Genomic DNA, 18,439 nt, shown 5'->3' with positions numbered 1-18,439 from the left:
TCAGAAGGTCCGGATCGGCACCAGGTCGTCGGCGTGCACGACCTCACGGCGTTGCTCGGCGGGCAACTCGTGGCTCGACCTGCCGATGAGCGCGGGAAGTTCGACGGCGTCGAACGCGACGACACCACGGGCGACCACCGCACCGGACAGGTTCAGCAGCTCCACCACGTCTCCCGCGTCGAACTCGCCGTCGACGGCGGTGATGCCGGCGCTGAGCAGGGAACGGCGCCGGTGCACCACAGCGGCCACCGCACCGTCGTCGAGCCACAGGCGGCCGGCGGCACCGGCCGCGTGACCGAGCCAGAAACGCCTGGCGGACAGGCGCGTGCCGGTGGCGGCGAACGCGGTTCCGACGTCAGCGCAGGTCAAGGCCCGTGGGACATCAGCGGCGGCGGCGAGCAGGACCGGGATTCCCGCCGAGGAAGCCAGGCGGGCGGCGGCCAGCTTCGACGCCATTCCACCGGTGCCGAGCCCGGAAGCGCCCTGTGTCCCGGCTTTCACACCGTCCACATCGGAGTCACCGGTGACCTCTTCGATCTTGTTGGCGGCACCGCGGCGGGGATCGCCGTCGTAGAGGGCGTCGACGTCGGACAGCAGGAACAGGCCGTCCGCGCCGACGAGGTGCGCCACGAGCGCGGCGAGCCGGTCGTTGTCGCCGAAGCGGATCTCCTCAGTGGCAACGGTGTCGTTCTCGTTCACGACCGGCACGGTGTCCAACGCGAGGAGTTTCGAGAACGTGCGCTGCGCGTTGCGGTAGTGCGACCGCCGCACGACATCGTCGGCCGTGAGCAGGACCTGCCCGACTGTCAGGGCGTACCGCCCGAACGACGCGGCGTAGGCGTGGGCGAGCGCGAGCTGACCGACGGACGCGGCTGCTTGTTGCGTGGCCAGGTCACGCGGCCGACGCGGAATACCCAACGGTGCGAGACCGGCGGCGATGGCGCCGGACGACACCAGCACGACCTGGCTCCCGGCGGCACGGCGCGCGGCCAGTGCGTCCACCAAGGCGTCGAGGCGGGCTGGATCCAGCCCGCCTTCGGCGGTGGTCAGCGAAGATGAACCAACTTTGACGACGATCCTGCTCGCTCCGATGAGAGCTTCGCGGGTCGGTGATGTCACTCGTCCTCGTCCTCGACAGCAAGGCCGCGGCGCAGCCTGCGCTGCATCTTGCGTTCCGCCGCGCCCACTCGGTCGTTCTGCTCCAGCCGGACGTCGGTGCCACGCCCGGTCAGCATGGCGGCGACACCAGGGGTGGACGGCTCCCAGTCGAAGGTCCACGACCCGATCGTGACGGCACACCCGGGCTGTGCGCCCATGGCCGCCAGCGTGTCCTCGACGCCCAGCCGGTTGAGGCGGTCGGCGAGGTATCCGACGGCTTCGTCGTTGTTGAAGTCCGTCTGCAGCACCCAGCGTTGCGGCCGGTCGCCGGTGACGATGAAGCCGGTGTCGTCGTCCGGGTCGGGGATGATCTCGAATCCCTTGTCGTCGACGGCCTTGGGCCGCAGCACGACCCGGGTCGACTCGACGACCGGCTGCGCGGCCCGGTACTGCTCGACCACCTCGGCCAGCGCGAAGGTCAGCTCACGCAGGCCTTCCCGCGTCGCCGTGGAGACCTCGAACACCGGCCAGCCGCGTCGCTCGAAGTCCGGCCGGACGATGTCGGCGAGGTCCCGCGCGTCCGGGATGTCGATCTTGTTGAGCACCACGACCCTCGGCCGGGACGCCAGCTCGCCGCCGAGCGCCGGGGTGTAGCGCTCCAGCTCGGCCTCCAGCGCGTCCACGTCGGACATGGGGTCGCGGCCGGGCTCGTAGGTCGCGCAGTCCACGACGTGCACGAGCACCGCGCACCGCTCGATGTGCCGCAGGAAGTCCAGGCCCAGGCCTTTGCCCTGGCTGGCGCCGGGGATCAGGCCGGGCACGTCGGCCATGGTGAAGACGTGGTCGCCGCTGGTGATCACCCCGAGGTTCGGGACCAGGGTCGTGAAGGGGTAGTCCGCGATCTTCGGCCGGGCCGCGGACAGCACCGAGATCAGCGAGGACTTGCCCGCGGACGGGAACCCGACCAGGCCGACGTCGGCGACCGAACGCAACTCCAGGACGAGGTCACGCCGCTCCCCCGGCTCGCCGAGCAGGGCGAACCCGGGTGCTCTGCGCGCCTTGGACGCCAGCGCCGCGTTGCCCAGCCCACCGCGGCCACCCGCGGCGGCCACGAACTGGGTCCCGGCACCGACCAGGTCGGCGAGCACTTCGCCGTCCTCGGTCATGATGACCGTGCCGTCCGGGACCTTCAGCTCCAGCGGTACGCCGTTGGCGCCGTCACGGTTGGCGCCCTGGCCGGGTTTGCCGTTGCCGCCGCTGGCGTTGGGCCGGAAGTGGAAGTCGAGGAGGGTGTGCACACCGGGGTCGACGACGAGGATGACATCGCCGCCGTTTCCACCGTTGCCGCCGTCGGGACCGCCGAGAGGCTTGTACTTCTCGCGGTGCACGGAGGCAACGCCGTTACCGCCGTCACCGGCGGCGACGTGAATCACCACACGGTCGACGAATCGGGACACGGTGGATTTCCTCTCTAGAAACGCACCAAGGGGCGGGCCCACACTCAGGCCCGCCCCTGGAAATGCTAGGTGTCTTAGGCCGTAGCCTCGACCGGAACGATGTTCACGGTCTTGCGGCCGCGCTTCGCACCGAACTCGACCGCACCGGCGGCCAGGGCGAACAGCGTGTCGTCCTTGCCGCGGCCGACGTTCACGCCGGGGTGGAACTTGGTGCCGCGCTGGCGGATCAGGATCTCACCGGCCTTCACCACCTGGCCGCCGAACCGCTTGACTCCCAGGTACTGCGGGTTGGAGTCACGGCCGTTGCGGGAGCTGGATGCGCCCTTTTTGTGTGCCATGGCTGGTCAGGTCCTTACTTGGTGATGCCGGTGACCTCGACGCGGGTCAGCTTCTGGCGGTGACCCTGGCGCTTGTGGTATCCGGTCTTGTTCTTGAACTTGTGGATGCGGATCTTGGGGCCCTTGGTCTGGGCGACCACCTTGCCGGTCACCGACACCTTGGCCAGCGCGTCGGCATCGGTGGTCACGTCGGTGCCATCGACAACGAGCACTGCCGGGAAGCTGAGCTCGGTGCCCGGCTCGCCCTCGAGCTTCTCGACCTCGACGACGTCGCCCACGGCGACCTTGTACTGCTTGCCGCCGGTCTTGACGATCGCGTACGCGGACACGGAAGTCTCCTGCTTGCTACTCGTTGGTGATGGGGGCCAGGTGCGCCCTGATCAAACCTGATCGGGCTGCACACGACGTGACCCGCTGGAAGGCGGGCCACGTACAAGGTTACAACATGGTCCTGCGCACCCCTTGCGGGGGCCTTGGTCAGTGCTCCGGTGCCGCGTTGACCGGAGGTCCGGCCGGGCGCGACGCCGAACGCCTGCGCTGACGCCGTGGCGGCGGCGCGAGCACCAGTTCGTCGTCGACGCCCTGCGGCACCTCGGACGAGTCAGGGGTCACATCCGGCTGAGCCGGCGCGGCGGGCGCCGTGACGTGCCCGTTGGTGCCCGGTGCGTGCTCGGCGGTCCCGGAGCGCGGCTGAGGCGCCGTCTCCTCGGCCTGCTCAGGCTCAACCGGGTCCTCGACGGCAACTTCGACCGTGTCCGGTTCGGGCGCCGCTTCGACCTCCGCGGCCACCTGGTCGGCATCGGCAGCGGCTTGCGCTGCTGCCGCCACCGCGTCCGCGGCGGCGTCGGCAGCCACCTCAGCTGCCGCTTCCGCGTGCGTCTCGGCGGACTCAGCCGCTTCCGCCGCCTCGGCGGCCTCGGCACGGGCGCGCTCGGCCTTGGCGCGGCGCTCGGCCCTGGTCGGCCGCTCACGCGTCCGCTCGGCCGGCTTGTCCTCCGCCTTGCCGGACTTCGCCGGCTGGTTCTGGTGCTGCTGGCCACCGCCGCCACCACCACCGTTGCCGCCGCCACCGTTGGTCTTGATGATCGGCTCGGTCGAGACGACCACACCACGACCGCGGCAGTGCTCGCACGTGCTGCTGAAGGCCTCGAGCAGGCCGGTGCCGACGCGCTTGCGCGTCATCTGCACCAGGCCGAGCGAGGTCACCTCGGCGACCTGGTGGCGCGTGCGGTCGCGGCCGAGGCACTCGGTCAGCCTGCGCAGCACCAGGTCCCGGTTGGACTCGAGGACCATGTCGATGAAGTCGATGACGATGATGCCGCCGATGTCGCGCAGCCGCAGCTGGCGGACGATCTCCTCGGCCGACTCCAGGTTGTTGCGGGTGACCGTCTCCTCGAGGTTGCCGCCCGATCCGGTGAACTTGCCGGTGTTCACGTCGATCACGGTCATCGCCTCGGTGCGGTCGATGACCAGGTAACCGCCGGACGGCAGCCACACCTTGCGGTCCAGCGCCTTGAGCAGCTGCTCGTCGATGCGGAACTCGGTGAACACCTCCGACGGGCCGACGTGCCGCTGCAGGCGCTCCTGCAGGTCCGGCGCGACGTGCCGGACGTAGGCGTCGATCGTGTCCCACGCGTCGTCGCCCTGCACGACCAGCGCGGAGAAGTCCTCGGTGAACAGGTCGCGGACGACCTTGACCAGCAGGTCCGGCTCCTCGTAGAGCAGCGTCGGCGCGCTGGCCTTCTTGACCTCGTCGGAGCCGTGCGCCTTGTCCTTGATGACCTGCCACTGCGCCTGGAGCCTGCGCACGTCGCGGGCCAGCTCGTCCTCGCTGATGCCCTCCGAGGCGGTCCGGATGATCACACCGGCGTCCTCGGGCACGATCCGCTTGAGGATGTCCTTGAGCCTGCGCCGCTCGTTCTCCGGCAGCTTGCGGCTGATCCCGGTGGCACCGCCGCCGGGCACGTACACCAGGAACCGGCCCGGCAGGCTGATCTGGGTGGTCAGCCGGGCGCCCTTGTGCCCGACCGGGTCCTTGGTGACCTGGACGAGCACGCTGTCGCCGGTGGACAGGGCCTGCTCGATCCGGCGGGCCTTGCCCTCCAGACCGGCGGCGTCCCAGTCGACCTCACCGGCGTACAGCACGGCGTTGCGGCCACGGCCGATGTCCACGAACGCGGCTTCCATGCTCGGCAGCACGTTCTGCACGCGACCGAGATAGACGTTTCCGACAAGCGAGCCCGAACCGGACGCGGTGACGAAGTGCTCGACGAGCACACCGTCCTCCAGCACACCGATCTGCGTACGGTCGGCGCGCTCGCGCACGATCATCTTGCGGTCGACCGACTCACGGCGGGTGAGGAACTCGGCCTCGGACAGGATCGGCGCACGGCGACGGCCCGCTTCACGGCCGTCACGGCGACGCTGGCGCTTGGCCTCCAGCCGGGTCGAGCCCCGGACACTGCGCACCTCGTCGCGGTCCGGCTTGTCCGCCTTGGGCTTTTCGTCCCGCGCTTCGCGGACGTGCACGACCGTGTTCGGCGGGTCGTCCTCGCCGGCTGCCGGGTCGTCGCCGTCCGAGCCCTTACGGCGGCGGCGACGGCGGCGACGGCGGTTCGACCCGTCGTCAGCGGCGTCCTCGCCGTCATCGTCGGAGGCGTCGGCTGCCTCCGGCTCGTCGGCGGGCGCCTCCGGGGCCTCGTCGTCGTCCTGCTCGTCACCGGCCTCGTCGTTCTGGCCGCCCTTGCCGCGACCGCGGCCGCGACGACCGCGACGGCGGCGCCTGCGGGTCGAGCTGTCCTCGTCCGAGCCGTCGTCGGCCTCGGCGTCGTCGGCTTCCTCGACGGCCTCGGCGGGCTCCTCGACCGGCTCCGGCTTGGCCACCGTGCGTGCCTGCGCCTCCGGCGGCAGGAACAGCGGCGACGCCGACGCGAACAACGGCTGCCGCGGGCGCTTGGTCCCGACGGCCTCCGGCTCGGCCGGCTCGGCCGGCTCATCGGCCGGTTGCTCGGCAACGGGCTCTTCCGGCGTGGACGAGTCCGCCACCTGCGGAACGGGCTCCTCCTGCGCCTCGGCCTGCGGGGCGAGCGCGTCGACGACACGCTGCGCCACCTCACGGCTGACGCTGGACTGGGCGCTGCGGACCTCCTGGTCCATGTCCGCGAGGGCCGCCATGACCTCCCGGCTGCTCGCTCCGAGCAGCTTCGCCAGGGCGTGCACCCTGATCTTCGGCGGCAGATCGATCAAATCCCGCTCGGTGCTGCCTTCACCTGCGGGCGCTGTCGTGTCCGACATGTAGCTCCTCCGCCCCCGGGCGCGTCCATACCTGGACGCGGCCGCACAGGGGCCTCTCCTGTTCGGTCCCCGGCGCGCAGCCGCGGACGTTGTGTGCCGGTCCCTTCGTCGCCTTCCCCTGACGAGAGCCGGTTCGTTGGTTCTCTGCCTTGCCTGGTCCGCCGCGCGAACGGCGGGAATCCTCGCCTCACGCCACCCGCCCACACGGGTGACACAGGTCAGCTGTGGACGCCGTCCCTTGACGGCTCCGGGCCCCGGTCGGGGGCCAGCGGGTCGGCGATGCCACCGCCATCGTCGAGCCGTCCCTGGGCCATCCGGGTCGCCTTCGCGGGCACCGGCGGTTCCAGAGCGGCGACGACACGGAGCGCGCTCAGCACGTCGTCCGGTCGCACGACAGGTGTCGTCTGTCGTACAACTACCTCAAGTATCCCATATGGTTCGCCGTCTGCTGACACTTCACGGGTCTGCGCACGTACAACCGCAGGTCGGACGTTGATTGTCCGCATGCCGCTCTTGGTCAGACGCTCCACTTCGGCCACTTCGACGGCCAGGAAGGCCGCCACCGCGGCGGCCAGGTCGGCGGGCGCGACCCCAGGCACCTCGATCTGCCACCGGCTGGCGTCGATCCGGTCGGCGAGCGAGCCGCCCGTGGCCTGGACGACCTCGAGCAGGTCCAGTCCAGGTGGCATGGCCTTGTCCAGCTCGGGTAGCAGGCCCGCCGGCTCGACCACCTCGACCAGCTGGATCTCCACGTACTCGGCCTCGCTGGCCGCGCCGGTCGGCGCCGCGCCGATCCAGGAGATCTTCGGGTGCGGGTTGAAGCCCTGGGAGAACGCCATCGGGACATGCGCGCGCCGCAAGGCGCGTTCGAACGCCCTGGCGATGTCCCGGTGTGACGTGAAACGCAGTCGCCCACGTTTGGCGTAGCGCAACCTGAGCTTCTGCACCCCGGGTGGCGACGGATTGGGCTGGTCTTGACGGCTCAGCGTTACTCCTTCTGGTGGTCTGTGGCGGCTCGGCTGGTGCGCACCCGCGTCCGGCTGGCACCGTACCGGCAGACGCAATTGCGCGGATGAACTTGTCTGGCCGACGCGGCGTGGCTACCGTCCCGCAACGTGGACAGCCGGTACCCCCGAGCCGGCCGACGCAATGATGGAGGTCAGTGGTCGTGCCTCTGGTCCGCCGCGTGAAGGCGGCAGCGGTGCTGACGGCGGTGCTCGCCTCGGTGTGCGCGCTGCCCGCCGCCGCCGACCCCGCCGACGCCGCGTGCGTCAGCGGGACTCGTACGGTATCCCGCTACATCGTGCTGTTCGACCGCGGTACACCCGCGGCCGAGGCGCAGAACGAGATCACCGCCGCGTGCGGCGTCACCACCGTCTACTACCCGCAGATCTCTGTCGCGGTCGCGACGTCGGCCGACACCCGCTTCGACGACCGGATCGGCCTGGACCGCGCCTTCAGCGCGCAACGCGCGACCAGCCGCAAGCGCAAGGCCGAGGAAACCACCTCGACGACCCGCCGCACGGGCACCGTGCCGTCCGCGGACCGCACGGACGAGCAGTGGGACATGGCGATGATCAACGCCGACGCGGCCCACGACGTGACGACAGGCGACCGTGACGTGGTCGTCGGCGTGCTCGACTCTGGCATCGACGCCACCCACCCCGACCTGAAGGACGCCGTAGACCCCGCGCTGTCCGCGGGCTGCCTCACCGGACGCCCCGACACCACCCCGGCGGCCTGGGCGCCCAAGAACTCACCACACGGCACACATGTCGCGGGCACGATCGCCGCGGCCAACGACGGCAAGGGCACCACCGGCGTCGCTCCGGGCGTACGCCTGGCCTCAGTGCGTGTGGTCGACGACGACGGCCGGATCTACCCGGAGTACGCGGTGTGCGGCTTCATGTGGGCCGCGGAGAAGCACATGACCGTCACCAACAGCAGCTACTTCGTCGACCCGTGGCTGTTCACGTGCTCCAAGGGCGGGCAGCGAGTGGTGCGCGAGGCGCTCACGCGCGCGGTGGCGTACGCCCACACGCAGCGCGTGGTGAATGTCGCGGCGGCGACGAACGAGAACGTCGACATGGCCAACCCGCCGGACGCCACCTGCCGTGTGCTCCCGGCCGGGTTGCGAGACGTGCTCGCGGTGTCGTCGGTCGGGACGGACAAGCTGAAGGCCGGGTACAGCGCCTACGGGCTCGGCGTGATCGACGTGACCGCGCCCGGCGGGGAACGGTTGCGCGGCAACCGGGATCCCGAGAGCGGCTGCGTTTTGTCCACGGTGCCAGGTGGTTACGCGCGCTACTGCGGTACTTCCATGGCGGCACCGCATGTTTCGGGCGTGCTCGCGTTGCTGGCGTCCACGCATCCGAACGCTTCCCCGTCGACGCTGACGCGGTTGCTGAACAACCAGTCCCAGGCTGTGCCGTGTCCCGCGGACTACGACCTCAGCGGGTCGGGCACTCAGGACGCTTACTGTGCGGGATACGCGCCGTACAACGGTTTCTACGGGCATGGCTTGGTTGACGCCTTGGCCGCCGTGACCAGCTGACCCGCCCCGCACCCCGACTGGTCGCCGCCCGTCGCCGTCAACCTCTCCGGTCGCCCACCAGCCCGGTCGCCTCCAGCCCCGATTGTCCTCTGCGCGGACTTGGCCAACCCGGAATTGTCAGACCCCTGCGGTAGCGTTGAAAACAAGGGATCCCCTTGGGGGAATTGGTGAGGCGGTGGCGCTTGCCCTCAACGGTCGTCTCGGGGGCTGGTACGACCGCACTCGGCTGCACTTCCGACTGGACCACGTCACCCCAGCCGAACACGAAGCCCGCGTCGACCAGCGCTGGTTCAACCACGAAGCCGTGCCGGGATCCAGGCATCGGGAGAACGGGTACAGCCGGGACGATCATCACGAGGGTGGATCGGCTGACCGGGTTGCGGCGGATCGAGATCGACGAGATCTCGTACCGCACATCACCGGTGTGCGAAACCCGTGTGACAGCACAGAAAAAGGGCGGACCCGCGTCGGGGTCCGCCCTGATTCGCTGATCGAGCCACACAGTTGGTCGAGCTACACGGGAGTGAGCGGCAGGAGTTTCTTACCGGTCGGTCCTACCTCGATGGTCGTGCCCATGGTCGGGCAGACACCGCAGTCGAAGCACGGCGTCCAGCGGCAGTCGTCGAGTTCCTGCTCGTCCAGCGCGTCCTGCCAGTCGTCCCAGAGCCACTGGCGGTCGAGGCCGGAGTCCAGGTGGTCCCACGGCAGGACCTCGTTCTCGCCGCGCTCACGGGTGGTGAACCAGTCCAGGTCCACGCCCAACGGCTCCAGCTCAGCCTTGGCCGCGGTCACCCAGCGGTCGAACGAGAAGTGCTCGCCCCAGCCGTCGAACCGGCCGCCTTCGCGCCAGACGCGTTCGATCACGCGCCCCACGCGCCGGTCGCCACGGGACAGCAGGCCTTCGATCAGGCTCGGTTTGCCGTCGTGGTACCGCATCCCGATGTTGCGGGCCAGGCCGCGGTCGGCGTTGATCTCCGCACGCAACTTGCGCAGCCGGTTGTCGACCGTCTCCGGGTCGCACTGGGCGGCCCACTGGAACGGGGTGTGCGGTTTGGGCACGAACCCGCCGATCGAGATGGTGCAGCGGATGTCGTTGCGCCCGGCGGCTTTGCGGCCCGCGCGGATGACTTCCTTCGCCATGTGCGCGATCTGCAGCACGTCTTCGTCGGTCTCGGTCGGCAGCCCGCACATGAAGTACAGCTTGACCTGGCGCCAGCCGTTGGCGAACGCCGTCGACACCGTGCGGATCAGGTCCTCTTCGGACACCATCTTGTTGATCACGCGGCGGATCCGCTCGCTGCCGCCCTCCGGCGCGAACGTCAGGCCGGATCGCCTGCCGTTGCGGGACAGCTCGTTCGCGAGGTCCACGTTGAACGCGTCGACGCGGGTGCTCGGCAGCGACAGCCCGGTGTTCGTGCCTTCGTACCGGTCGGCGAGTCCCTTGGTGACCTGCGCGATCTCCGAGTGGTCCGCGCTGGACAACGACAGCAGGCCGACTTCCTCGAACCCGCTCGCGTCCAGTCCCTTGCGGACCATCTCGCCGATGCCCTCGATGGACCGCTCGCGCACCGGCCGGGTGATCATGCCCGCCTGGCAGAACCGGCAGCCACGGGTGCAGCCGCGGAAGATCTCCACGCTCATCCGCTCGTGCACGCTCTCGGCCAGCGGCACCAGCGGCTGCTTCGGGTACGGCCACGCGTCGAGGTCCATGGTCGTGCGCTTGGCGACCCGCTCGGGCACGCGGTCACGGTTCGGCTTGGTGTACGCCAGCTCGCCCTCAGGCGTGTATCCCACGTCGTAGAACCGCGGGATGTAGACGTTGCCGCGCTCGGCGAGCCTGGTCAGCAGCTCGATCCGGCCGCCGGGCCGCCCCTGTGCCTTCCACGTGCGGATGACCTCGGTGATGTCCAGCACGGCTTCCTCACCGTCGCCGAGGACCACCGCGTCGAGGTAGTCGGCCATCGGCTCCGGGTTGAACGCCGAGTGCCCACCGGCGAGCACCACGGGGTGGTCCTCGGTGCGGTCGGCCGCGCGCAGCGGGATACCGGCGAGGTCCAGCGCGGTCAGCAGGTTCGTGTAGCCCAGCTCGGTCGCGAAGCTCACCCCGAGCATGTCGAACGCACCAACCGGGCGGTGCCCGTCGACGGTGAACTGCGGCACGTCGTGCTCGCGCATCAGCTTCTCCAGGTCCGGCCAGACCGCGTACGTGCGCTCGGCGAGCACGTCCGGCAGCTCGTTGAGGATCTCGTACAGGATCATCACGCCCTGGTTGGGCAGGCCGACCTCGTACGCGTCGGGATACATCAACGCCCAGCGGACTGTGGCGGAATCCCAGTCCTTCACCGTCGCGTTGAGCTCACCGCCGACGTACTGCACCGGCTTGGCCACTTTGGGCAGCAGTGACTCCAGCTTCGGGAAAACGGACTCAACACTCACGGGAAACCAGGGTAGCGGCATCCGCGCGGTGATTCGGACGGGCCAGGTCTAGAAGGCGTTTTCCCGCTGCGGGAGATCCACGACACCGAGCCCCGCCATGGCGGCCACCAGCACGAGAACCACCAGCACAGCCCAGCTGACGGGGTGGCCGAGGTTCATCGTCCACCCGATGCCGACCCGCTTGTGCACGAACACCGCCGGATCCTGCCGGTTGAGGTACACCAGCCCGCCCAGGTGCCAGCGCCGGTCGTCGTCACGTTGCGTCAGTCCCGTGTCCTCGTCTTCCTCGCCGGGCAGCTTGGGCAGGCGGTGTCCCGCTTGGCCGACCCGCACTGACCACGCCACGAACACGATGACCACCGCGAGGCTCGGCACGGCGGCGAACGGTTCCGAGCTCTGCGTCGCGCCGAGTAGGATCGTCAGGTTTGTCGCTCCGACCAGCAACATCAGCATTCTGCCGGTGCCGCGCAGGTAGACGCGGTATCTGCGCGCCGAGCCGACCGGCTGTGCGGCGTCCAGGTCGGGCCTGGTGCGCACGCCCAGTCGCACCGCCAGAGGCATCAGGACGGTCATCACCGCCATCGGGATGACGATGTCCCAATGACCGAGGGCCATGGTCACGACCATCACCACCACCGCGGGCGTCAGCCAGAGCAGCGATACGCGGACCGGGTCCGTCCGGAGGGTGGTGTCTGTGGTGACGCCGTAGCGGTGCTCGGCCTGCCACCACTCCGCACGTTTGGTCTCCCGTAGCCGCCTGTGCGCGAGTACGTAGCAGGCACCGTGGGCCACCACCAGGGAGTTCGCGAGGGTCCCGGCGATGAGGGCGTTGCCGTAGGCCGCGACGCACACAACCACGGCTATCACCGACACGGCCGTGACTCGGAGCAGGTAGGTGCGCCGGGTCCGCACGATCGCGGGATCTGCCGCACGGACCGCCGCGACTTGCACGCCGAACGGCAGCGTCGGCCGCATGTGCATGGGCACGGCCAGGGCGAAACCGGCCAGCAGAACGATGAGAAGCAGGGCCGTCAGCCCGGTCACGGATGCACCCCCTCGTACTGGTCCAGCAGTGTCTTGACCCGTTTCACCAGGTCGGACCGGGTGAAGCCCTGCACGGCGGCCTCGGCGAGCATGACGCGCATCCGGCTGTCCCAGTCGTCGATGAAGCCCGGCTCCGGCGGCCCGGTGTTCGGGTCACGGCGCACCACGGCGCCGCTCTTGCGGTTGATCCGGATCACGCCCTGCTGTTTGAGCTGGTCGTAGGCCTTGCTCACGGTCAGGAAGTTGATCCCGAAATCCGCGGCCAGCTGTCTGGTCGACGGCAGCGGGTCGCCTTCGGTGAGCAGACCCTCGGCGATCGCCTCCAGGACCCGGTCCCGGATCTGCTGGTAGATCGGCACATCGCTGTCCAAGTCCAGTGTCAGCTCCATGCCCGTCATGGTACCTACATCGACTATCTGATATACATGAACTACAACAGATAGATATGCTTAATCAGGGGGTGGAGATGATCCGAGTACGGCGGCTCCGCAAGGTGTTCGGTGGTGCGTCCGCGGCTGTCACAGCGGTGGACGACCTCAGCTTCGACGTCGTGCCGGGCGCTGTGACGGGATTCCTGGGCCCGAACGGGGCGGGCAAGACCACCACGCTGCGGATGATCCTGGGCCTGGTCACGCCCACCTCCGGCACAGCGACGATCAGTCCGGGAGAAACCGGCGACAAGCGCTACGCCGACCTGCCGAACCCGTCCAGCGTGGTCGGGGCGGTCCTGGACAAGTCCGCGTTCCACCCGGCCCGCACCTGCCGCGACCACCTCGGTGTGTACGCGCGGATGGGCGGCTACCCGGATTCACGCGTGGCCGAGGTGCTCGACCTGGTCGACGCCACCTCGTACGCCCACCGCCAGGCCCGTGGCCTGTCCACCGGGATGCGGCAGCGCCTGAACCTGGCAACGGCGTTGCTCGGCGATCCGCGGGTGCTGATCCTCGACGAACCCAGCAACGGCCTCGACCCGGAAGGCATCGCGTGGCTGCGCCGGTTCCTGCGTGACCTGGCCGGGCAGGGGCGCACGGTCCTGGTCTCCAGTCACGTCCTGAGCGAGGCCGAGCAGATGGTGGACCACGTGGTGATCATCAGGCGCGGCCGTCTGGTCACCGCAGGGCCGATCGCGGACGTGACCAAGGACGGCAACCTCGAACAGACCTACCTCGCACTGACGGGAGCCGCAGCATGACGAGCATGACCGCGTTGCTGAGCGCGGAGGCGCATCGCCTGTCCAGCACCCGGCTGAGGCTGTGGGGCCTGCTCGCCGCGGTGACCACCGGCGGGTTCGTGTTCCTGCTGGCGATGGTCGGGCCGGAGAACTTCGACCCGCCGATGCCCGGCCTGGCCACCGCGGCGGGCACGCAGATGCTGCTGGGGATGGCCAGTCTGCTGGCGTTCGTCCCGGCGCTGCTGGGCACGACGGCCGTGACAGCCGAGTACCGGCATCAGACGATCACGTTCACGTACCTGTTCGCGCCGCGACGCGGCACGGTCCTGGCAGCGAAGCTCGGCGTCTACGCCGCCGCCGGGTTCGCGTACGGGCTCATCGTGGCGGTCATCGCGGGAGCCGGACTTGTCGTCACCGCGTCGGTGCACGGCATCAGCCTCGGGCTGCCGACGGGTGAACTCGTCGGGATGCTGGTCCGGCTGGTGGTCATGATGACCGTGTACACGTTGATCGGCGTGGCAGTCGGGGCTTTGCTGCGCAACCAGGTGACCGCGCTGGTGGCACTGGGCGGCTACTTCTACCTGGGCGAGACGCTCCTGTTGTTGATACCCGGCGTGAACACGATCTACCCGTTCCTGCCCGGCGGCGCCAGCGCGGGGCTGACCGGCTTCACGTTCCTGGCCGGCGCCGTCGCGCAGACAGGCATCTCCGCGCCACAGCTGCTGTCGGCTCCTTTTGGCGCGCTCGTCCTGCTCGGCTACGTCACGGTCGCCGCGGTGGTCGCGTTCACCACGTCGCTGCGCCGTGACGTCACCTAACTCAACAGGAGCTTGCCCAGGCGGCGGGCCGCGACGATCAGGCCGACGATCGCCATCACCACGAAGTACGACAGGTGACCGAGCATCGCCCATTCCATGATGCCCGCGGTGAGCCCCCGCATCAGTTCAACCGCGTGGTAGAGCGGGGAAAGCTGCATGATCCACTGCAGGCCCGCCGGGTAGACGCTCAACGGGTAGAAGGTCGCGGAGAACAGGAACATCGGCAGCAGCGCCAGTTGCACCAAATCGAAGTCCTGCCACGACCGCATGAACGTCGTGCACGCCATGCCGACCGCGGCGAACGCCAGCGCGACGAGCAGCACCACGGGCAACGCGAGGATCGTCCACGGCGAGGACACCAGGCCCAGCACGGAGATCACGGTCAGGAAGCCGGTGGCGTACACGCCGCCGCGGATCAACGCCCACGAGATCTCACCGATCGCCACGTCGAACGGGCCGAGCGGCGTGGCGAGCATGCCGTCGTACACCTTGGCGTACTTCAGTTTGAAGAACAGGTTGAACGTGGCGTCGTACACCGCGCCGTTCATCGCCGACGCGGCCAGCAGCGCGGGGGCCACGTACGCCGCGTAGCTCATCGTCTGGCCGCCCGGCCCGACCACCTCGCCGATCAGGCGACCGAACCCGACACCCATCGCGAACAGGTAGAACAGCGACTCGAAGAAGCCGGAGAAGATGGTCATCCACGCCCGGCGGTTGACCAGGAACGACCGTTCGACGACTGTGCGGGCGCGCCGCGCGTACAGCCCGGGCGGGATGATCCGCCAGACCAGTCCGACACTCACCGCTAGACCCCCAACCTGCGCCGGTAGTGCCTGATCGCCAGGAAGCCGCCGACGGCGACGAGCGCGAGCAGGTACGCCAGGTGGCCCAGGACCGGCCACAGCCGCATGTCCCAGAAGGCGGCGGCCCTGGTGAGCTCGGTGCCGTGCCACAGCGGCGTGATCCACGCGAGCGGTCGCACGAGCGCGGGCAGCTCGGTGATCGGGAAGAACGTGCCCGCCAGCAACGTCATCGGCAGCACGAGGAACCGGAACACCGGGTTGAAGGCGTGGCCCTCGCCCTCGACCGTCGCGGCGAACGCGACCAGCGGCGCCGAGAACGCCATCCCGGTCAGCACGGCGAAGACGAGCGACAGCACGATGCCCGGACCGGCCGCCGCGCCCAGGACGGTGCCGATGATCGCGAACACGGTGGCCGAGAACGTCAGCCTGCACAGAATCCACAGCAGCTGGCCGGTGGCGACCTGGGCGGGCGTGATCGGCGTGGCCGTCATGCCCCAGTACACGCGGCTCCACTTGAAGCCGGACAGGATGGGGAACGTGGACTCGCCCGCCGCGTTCTGCACGGCGGCGGACGCCAGCATGGCGGGCATCAGGTAGACCGCGTAGCTGTAGCCGTGGGTGATCGCGCCGGGCTGGATCTGCGAGCCGAGCCCGAACCCCAGCGCCACCAGGAAGAAAACCGGGTTGAGGACGGTCGACACGGCCGTTGCCCGCCAGTTGCGGCGATACCAGGTCCACATCGACTCGACCACCAGCAGCCGGGCCTGCCACGGGCGCAGCATCAGTCCACCAACGTCCGGCCGGTCAGCCGGAGGAACACGTCCTCCAAGGTGGAGCGGCGGACCAGGCTGGACACCGGCGTCACTCCCCTGGCGTGCGCGGCGGCCAGCGACGCCTCACCGTCGGTGGTGTAGACGAGGATGCGGTCCGGCAGCACCTCGACGCGCTCGCCCAGGTCCCGCACCGGCTCAGGGTCCTGCATGCCGGGCGGGAACCGCAGCTCGAGGACTTCCTTCGTGGAGTAGCGGTCGATCAGCTCACCCGGGCTGCCCGCCGCGGCGATCCGGCCCTTGTCCATCACCACGAGCCGGTCGCACAGCTGCTCGGCCTCGTCCATGTAGTGCGTGGTCACGATCAGCGTGACGCCCTGCTGCTTGAGCCGGAACAACCTGTCCCACAACAGGTGCCGGGCCTGCGGGTCCAGCCCGGTCGTCGGTTCGTCGAGCAGCAGCAGCTCGGGGTCGTTGACGAGGGAGCGGGCGATGGTCAGCCGCCGCTTCATCCCACCGGACAACGGTTCGACCTCGTCGCCCGCGCGGTCGGTCAGCTGCGCGAACTCCAGCAACTCGGTCGCCTTGTCACGGACGTGCTTGCGGGACAACCCGAAATACCGGCCGTACACCTGGAGGTTCTGCCGGACGGTCAGCTCGTTGTCGAGGTTGTCCTGCTGCGGCACGACGCCGAGGTGAGCGCGGATCTTCGGACCGTCGACGGTCGGGTCCATTCCCAGCACGCGCAACTCGCCGCCGGAACGCGGCGAGACACACGCGATCATGCGCATGGTGGACGACTTGCCCGCCCCGTTGGGACCGAGGAACCCGAACGCCTCGCCTTTGCGCACATCGAGGTCGATGCCGGCGACCGCCTCGAAGTCCCCGAACCGTTTGGTCAGCCCCTCAGCCAGGACCAGAGGATCAACAGACACCCAGGCACGATAGCCGCACCCACCGACAATCAGCGGATGGATTTCGCGTAGTCGCGGAAGTCACGTGGTGCACGGCCGAGAACCTGCTGGACTCCGTCGGACAACCACTCGGCGCGGTGCTCACGGATGTGCTCGAACAAGGCGAGGAAGACGTCGACAGCCTGCGGCGGGAAGCCCCGTGCGACGAAGTCCGCGCGTTGCCGCTCAGGCGTGATCGGGGTGTAGGTGATGGCTCGCCCGGTGGCGCGCGCGACCTCCTCGACAGCCTCGGCCCAGCTCAGCAGCCTCGGCCCGGACAGCTCGTAGCGCTTGCCCGCGTGACCTGGCTCCGTCAGCGTCGCCACGGCGACGTCGGCGATGTCCCGGACGTCGATGAACGGCTCCTCGCCGTCACCGGTCGCCAACCGGACCGCGCCGCCCTTGATCGGCTCGGCGACCCCGGCGTCCTCGGTGAAGTTCTGGTTGAACCAGGTGGATCGTCCACTCCGCACCGGACTGCTCGACGACCCGCTCGTCAGCGAGATCCCGCCCCATCTCCGCCCACACCCGGGCGGACAGCAGCACGAGCCGCCGCACACCGCTGCCCGCTGCCAGCTCGGTGAACTCCGGCAACCTGTCCGTGCCCTCGTTCACCACGTAGACGGCTTCGACGTCCTGGAGGACCGGCTCCCACGTCGTGTCGTCCGACCAGTCGAAGCGCTCCGGGGTTGAGCGGGACACCACTCGCGGATCCAGCCCTTGTTCGCGCAATCCCGCCCCGACCCGCCGCCCGGTCTTGCCAGTGCCACCGAGAACCAGGATCTCGACATAACCGTGGCCAACCGAACCAACCTGGACGCTGTTCCTCTTCACCGGTCAACCATTTGCCGTGGGCTTGTGTTGTCCTGCTTCTTTTGTCTTTCACCCGGTGCGCTATCGGGGTTGTCCCGGTCGGTATCTGGTGTGCCGGGTGCTTCGACGGTGTTCGCACGGAACAAGATTTTCCCTCGCCGGGGGCTGGCCTCTGGGCAGGAGGCTGTGCGCTCCGGATCTTTGGTGGGTTTCGGGCGTGGGTGCTCCTGCCAGTCTCCGCGCTCGCCGCTGTGGCTTGGCTCGGCTTGCGCTGGCTGCTCGGGGTTGATTTGGCTTGCGGGCTGGTCGTCTTGGGCTGGCTGTCGTTCACACCGACTAGGCGAGACCTCCACGCTCCTGGTCGGTTGCGGACAACCTGATTTGACGGAGTAACCGTCGGTGCGGGGCGTGGCGAGTGCGTGCGAACCAGTCTGTTCGCACGCACTCGTGGCGGGCCTCAGAGGTTCGGGAACCAGAGGTCGATCTCGCGCTTGGCCGAGTCGGCCGAGTCCGAGCCGTGCACCAGGTTGTACTGCACCTCGGTGCCGAAGTCGCCGCGGATGCTGCCGGGCGCGGCCTTCTCGACGGGGTCCGTGCCGCCGGCCAGCTGGCGGAACGCGGGGACCGCGCGCACGCCTTCCACGACGATCGCGACGACCGGGCCGCCGGTGATGAACTCGACGAGCGAGCCGAAGAACGGCCGCTCCTTGTGCTCGGCGTAGTGCTGCTCGGCCAGCTCCTTGCTCACGTGCTTGAGCTCGAGCGCGACCAGGCTCAGGCCCTTGCGCTCGATCCGGGAGATGACCTCTCCGACCAGGCCGCGGCTCACACCGTCGGGCTTGACCAGGACAAGGGTGCGCTCGCTCACAGCGGTCCGTACTCCTTCGTGC

The 18,439-nt window shown here is 69.3% G+C and carries 19 protein-coding genes; 3 read left to right on the top strand and 16 right to left on the bottom strand.

Annotated features, from left to right (window positions below; translation table 11 throughout):
* From proB to AOZ06_RS11670, 6 genes are all read right to left on the bottom strand, one after another.
* Window positions 1-1,119, bottom strand: coding sequence for a glutamate 5-kinase (proB, locus tag AOZ06_RS11695; protein ID WP_054289457.1), 1,119 nt, complete (start codon window positions 1,117-1,119; stop codon window positions 1-3).
* Window positions 1,116-2,555 (bottom strand): GTPase ObgE, encoded by a 1,440-nt coding sequence (obgE, locus tag AOZ06_RS11690; RefSeq protein WP_054289456.1) that lies wholly within the window; start codon window positions 2,553-2,555, stop codon window positions 1,116-1,118. Before obgE ends, proB begins: the two co-directional genes overlap by 4 nt.
* Window positions 2,556-2,629: 74 nt before the next feature.
* A complete protein-coding gene (gene rpmA, locus AOZ06_RS11685; RefSeq protein WP_054289455.1) occupies window positions 2,630-2,893 on the bottom strand; it encodes a 50S ribosomal protein L27 in 264 nt (87 codons plus the stop codon).
* Between the two features lie 14 nt (window positions 2,894-2,907).
* Window positions 2,908-3,222 (bottom strand): 50S ribosomal protein L21, encoded by a 315-nt coding sequence (gene rplU, locus AOZ06_RS11680; RefSeq protein WP_054289454.1) that lies wholly within the window; start codon window positions 3,220-3,222, stop codon window positions 2,908-2,910.
* Window positions 3,223-3,370: 148 nt separating this feature from the next.
* Entirely contained in the window at window positions 3,371-6,187 is a 2,817-nt protein-coding gene (locus AOZ06_RS11675) for a translation initiation factor IF-2 N-terminal domain-containing protein (RefSeq protein ID WP_054289453.1), read from the bottom strand.
* 218 nt (window positions 6,188-6,405) lie between these two features.
* Entirely contained in the window at window positions 6,406-7,134 is a 729-nt protein-coding gene (locus AOZ06_RS11670; RefSeq protein WP_054289452.1) for a TIGR03936 family radical SAM-associated protein, read from the bottom strand.
* A 221-nt stretch (window positions 7,135-7,355) separates the two neighbouring features.
* Here AOZ06_RS11670 and AOZ06_RS11665 point away from each other — a divergent pair, with 221 nt between their 5' ends.
* Complete coding sequence (locus tag AOZ06_RS11665) at window positions 7,356-8,741, top strand: S8 family peptidase (protein ID WP_054296585.1); 1,386 nt, start codon at window positions 7,356-7,358, stop codon at window positions 8,739-8,741.
* A 37-nt stretch (window positions 8,742-8,778) separates the two neighbouring features.
* On the opposite strand, the gene AOZ06_RS56125 is transcribed toward AOZ06_RS11665, so the two are convergent.
* The 4 genes from AOZ06_RS56125 to AOZ06_RS11650 form a co-directional block, all read right to left on the bottom strand.
* Window positions 8,779-9,156 carry a hypothetical protein gene (locus tag AOZ06_RS56125; protein WP_157232975.1) on the bottom strand — a complete coding sequence of 126 codons (378 nt, stop codon included), beginning with the start codon at window positions 9,154-9,156 and terminating at the stop codon, window positions 8,779-8,781.
* A 98-nt stretch (window positions 9,157-9,254) separates the two neighbouring features.
* A complete protein-coding gene (locus tag AOZ06_RS11660; protein ID WP_054289451.1) occupies window positions 9,255-11,177 on the bottom strand; it encodes a TIGR03960 family B12-binding radical SAM protein in 1,923 nt (640 codons plus the stop codon).
* A 48-nt stretch (window positions 11,178-11,225) separates the two neighbouring features.
* A complete protein-coding gene (locus AOZ06_RS11655; protein WP_054289450.1) occupies window positions 11,226-12,221 on the bottom strand; it encodes a DUF1648 domain-containing protein in 996 nt (331 codons plus the stop codon).
* On the bottom strand, window positions 12,218-12,610 hold the full coding sequence (locus AOZ06_RS11650; protein WP_054289449.1) for a GntR family transcriptional regulator: 393 nt from the start codon (window positions 12,608-12,610) through the stop codon (window positions 12,218-12,220). The genes AOZ06_RS11655 and AOZ06_RS11650 overlap by 4 nt, the downstream gene beginning before the upstream one ends.
* 77 nt (window positions 12,611-12,687) lie before the next feature.
* Here AOZ06_RS11650 and AOZ06_RS11645 point away from each other — a divergent pair, with 77 nt between their 5' ends.
* A complete protein-coding gene (locus AOZ06_RS11645; RefSeq protein ID WP_157232974.1) occupies window positions 12,688-13,413 on the top strand; it encodes an ABC transporter ATP-binding protein in 726 nt (241 codons plus the stop codon).
* On the top strand, window positions 13,410-14,210 hold the full coding sequence (locus AOZ06_RS11640; protein WP_225954846.1) for an ABC transporter permease: 801 nt from the start codon (window positions 13,410-13,412) through the stop codon (window positions 14,208-14,210). The genes AOZ06_RS11645 and AOZ06_RS11640 overlap by 4 nt, the downstream gene beginning before the upstream one ends.
* On the opposite strand, the gene AOZ06_RS11635 is transcribed toward AOZ06_RS11640, so the two are convergent.
* The 6 genes from AOZ06_RS11635 to ndk form a co-directional block, all read right to left on the bottom strand.
* Complete coding sequence (locus AOZ06_RS11635; RefSeq protein ID WP_054289448.1) at window positions 14,207-15,013, bottom strand: ABC transporter permease; 807 nt, start codon at window positions 15,011-15,013, stop codon at window positions 14,207-14,209. The two genes, AOZ06_RS11640 and AOZ06_RS11635, sit on opposite strands and share 4 nt — an antisense overlap.
* A gap of 2 nt (window positions 15,014-15,015) precedes the next feature.
* Window positions 15,016-15,795: an ABC transporter permease gene (locus AOZ06_RS11630; protein ID WP_054289447.1), complete on the bottom strand. Its 780-nt coding sequence runs from the start codon at window positions 15,793-15,795 to the stop codon at window positions 15,016-15,018.
* Entirely contained in the window at window positions 15,795-16,718 is a 924-nt protein-coding gene (locus AOZ06_RS11625) for an ABC transporter ATP-binding protein (protein ID WP_054289446.1), read from the bottom strand. Before AOZ06_RS11625 ends, AOZ06_RS11630 begins: the two co-directional genes overlap by 1 nt.
* A gap of 29 nt (window positions 16,719-16,747) precedes the next feature.
* Window positions 16,748-17,122, bottom strand: a complete 375-nt coding sequence (locus AOZ06_RS58810) for a Rossmann-fold NAD(P)-binding domain-containing protein (RefSeq protein WP_218921973.1) — start codon at window positions 17,120-17,122, stop codon at window positions 16,748-16,750.
* Window positions 17,109-17,570, bottom strand: coding sequence for an SDR family oxidoreductase (locus tag AOZ06_RS58805; protein ID WP_218921972.1), 462 nt, complete (start codon window positions 17,568-17,570; stop codon window positions 17,109-17,111). Before AOZ06_RS58805 ends, AOZ06_RS58810 begins: the two co-directional genes overlap by 14 nt.
* 436 nt (window positions 17,571-18,006) lie before the next feature.
* A complete protein-coding gene (ndk, locus tag AOZ06_RS11615; RefSeq protein ID WP_054289445.1) occupies window positions 18,007-18,417 on the bottom strand; it encodes a nucleoside-diphosphate kinase in 411 nt (136 codons plus the stop codon).
* Window positions 18,418-18,439: the final 22 nt, after the last annotated feature.

The sequence above is a fragment of the Kibdelosporangium phytohabitans genome (assembly GCF_001302585.1).
Taxonomy (GTDB): Bacteria; Actinomycetota; Actinomycetes; order Mycobacteriales; family Pseudonocardiaceae; genus Kibdelosporangium; species Kibdelosporangium phytohabitans.
This window is presented reverse-complemented; position numbering and strand designations above follow the sequence as displayed.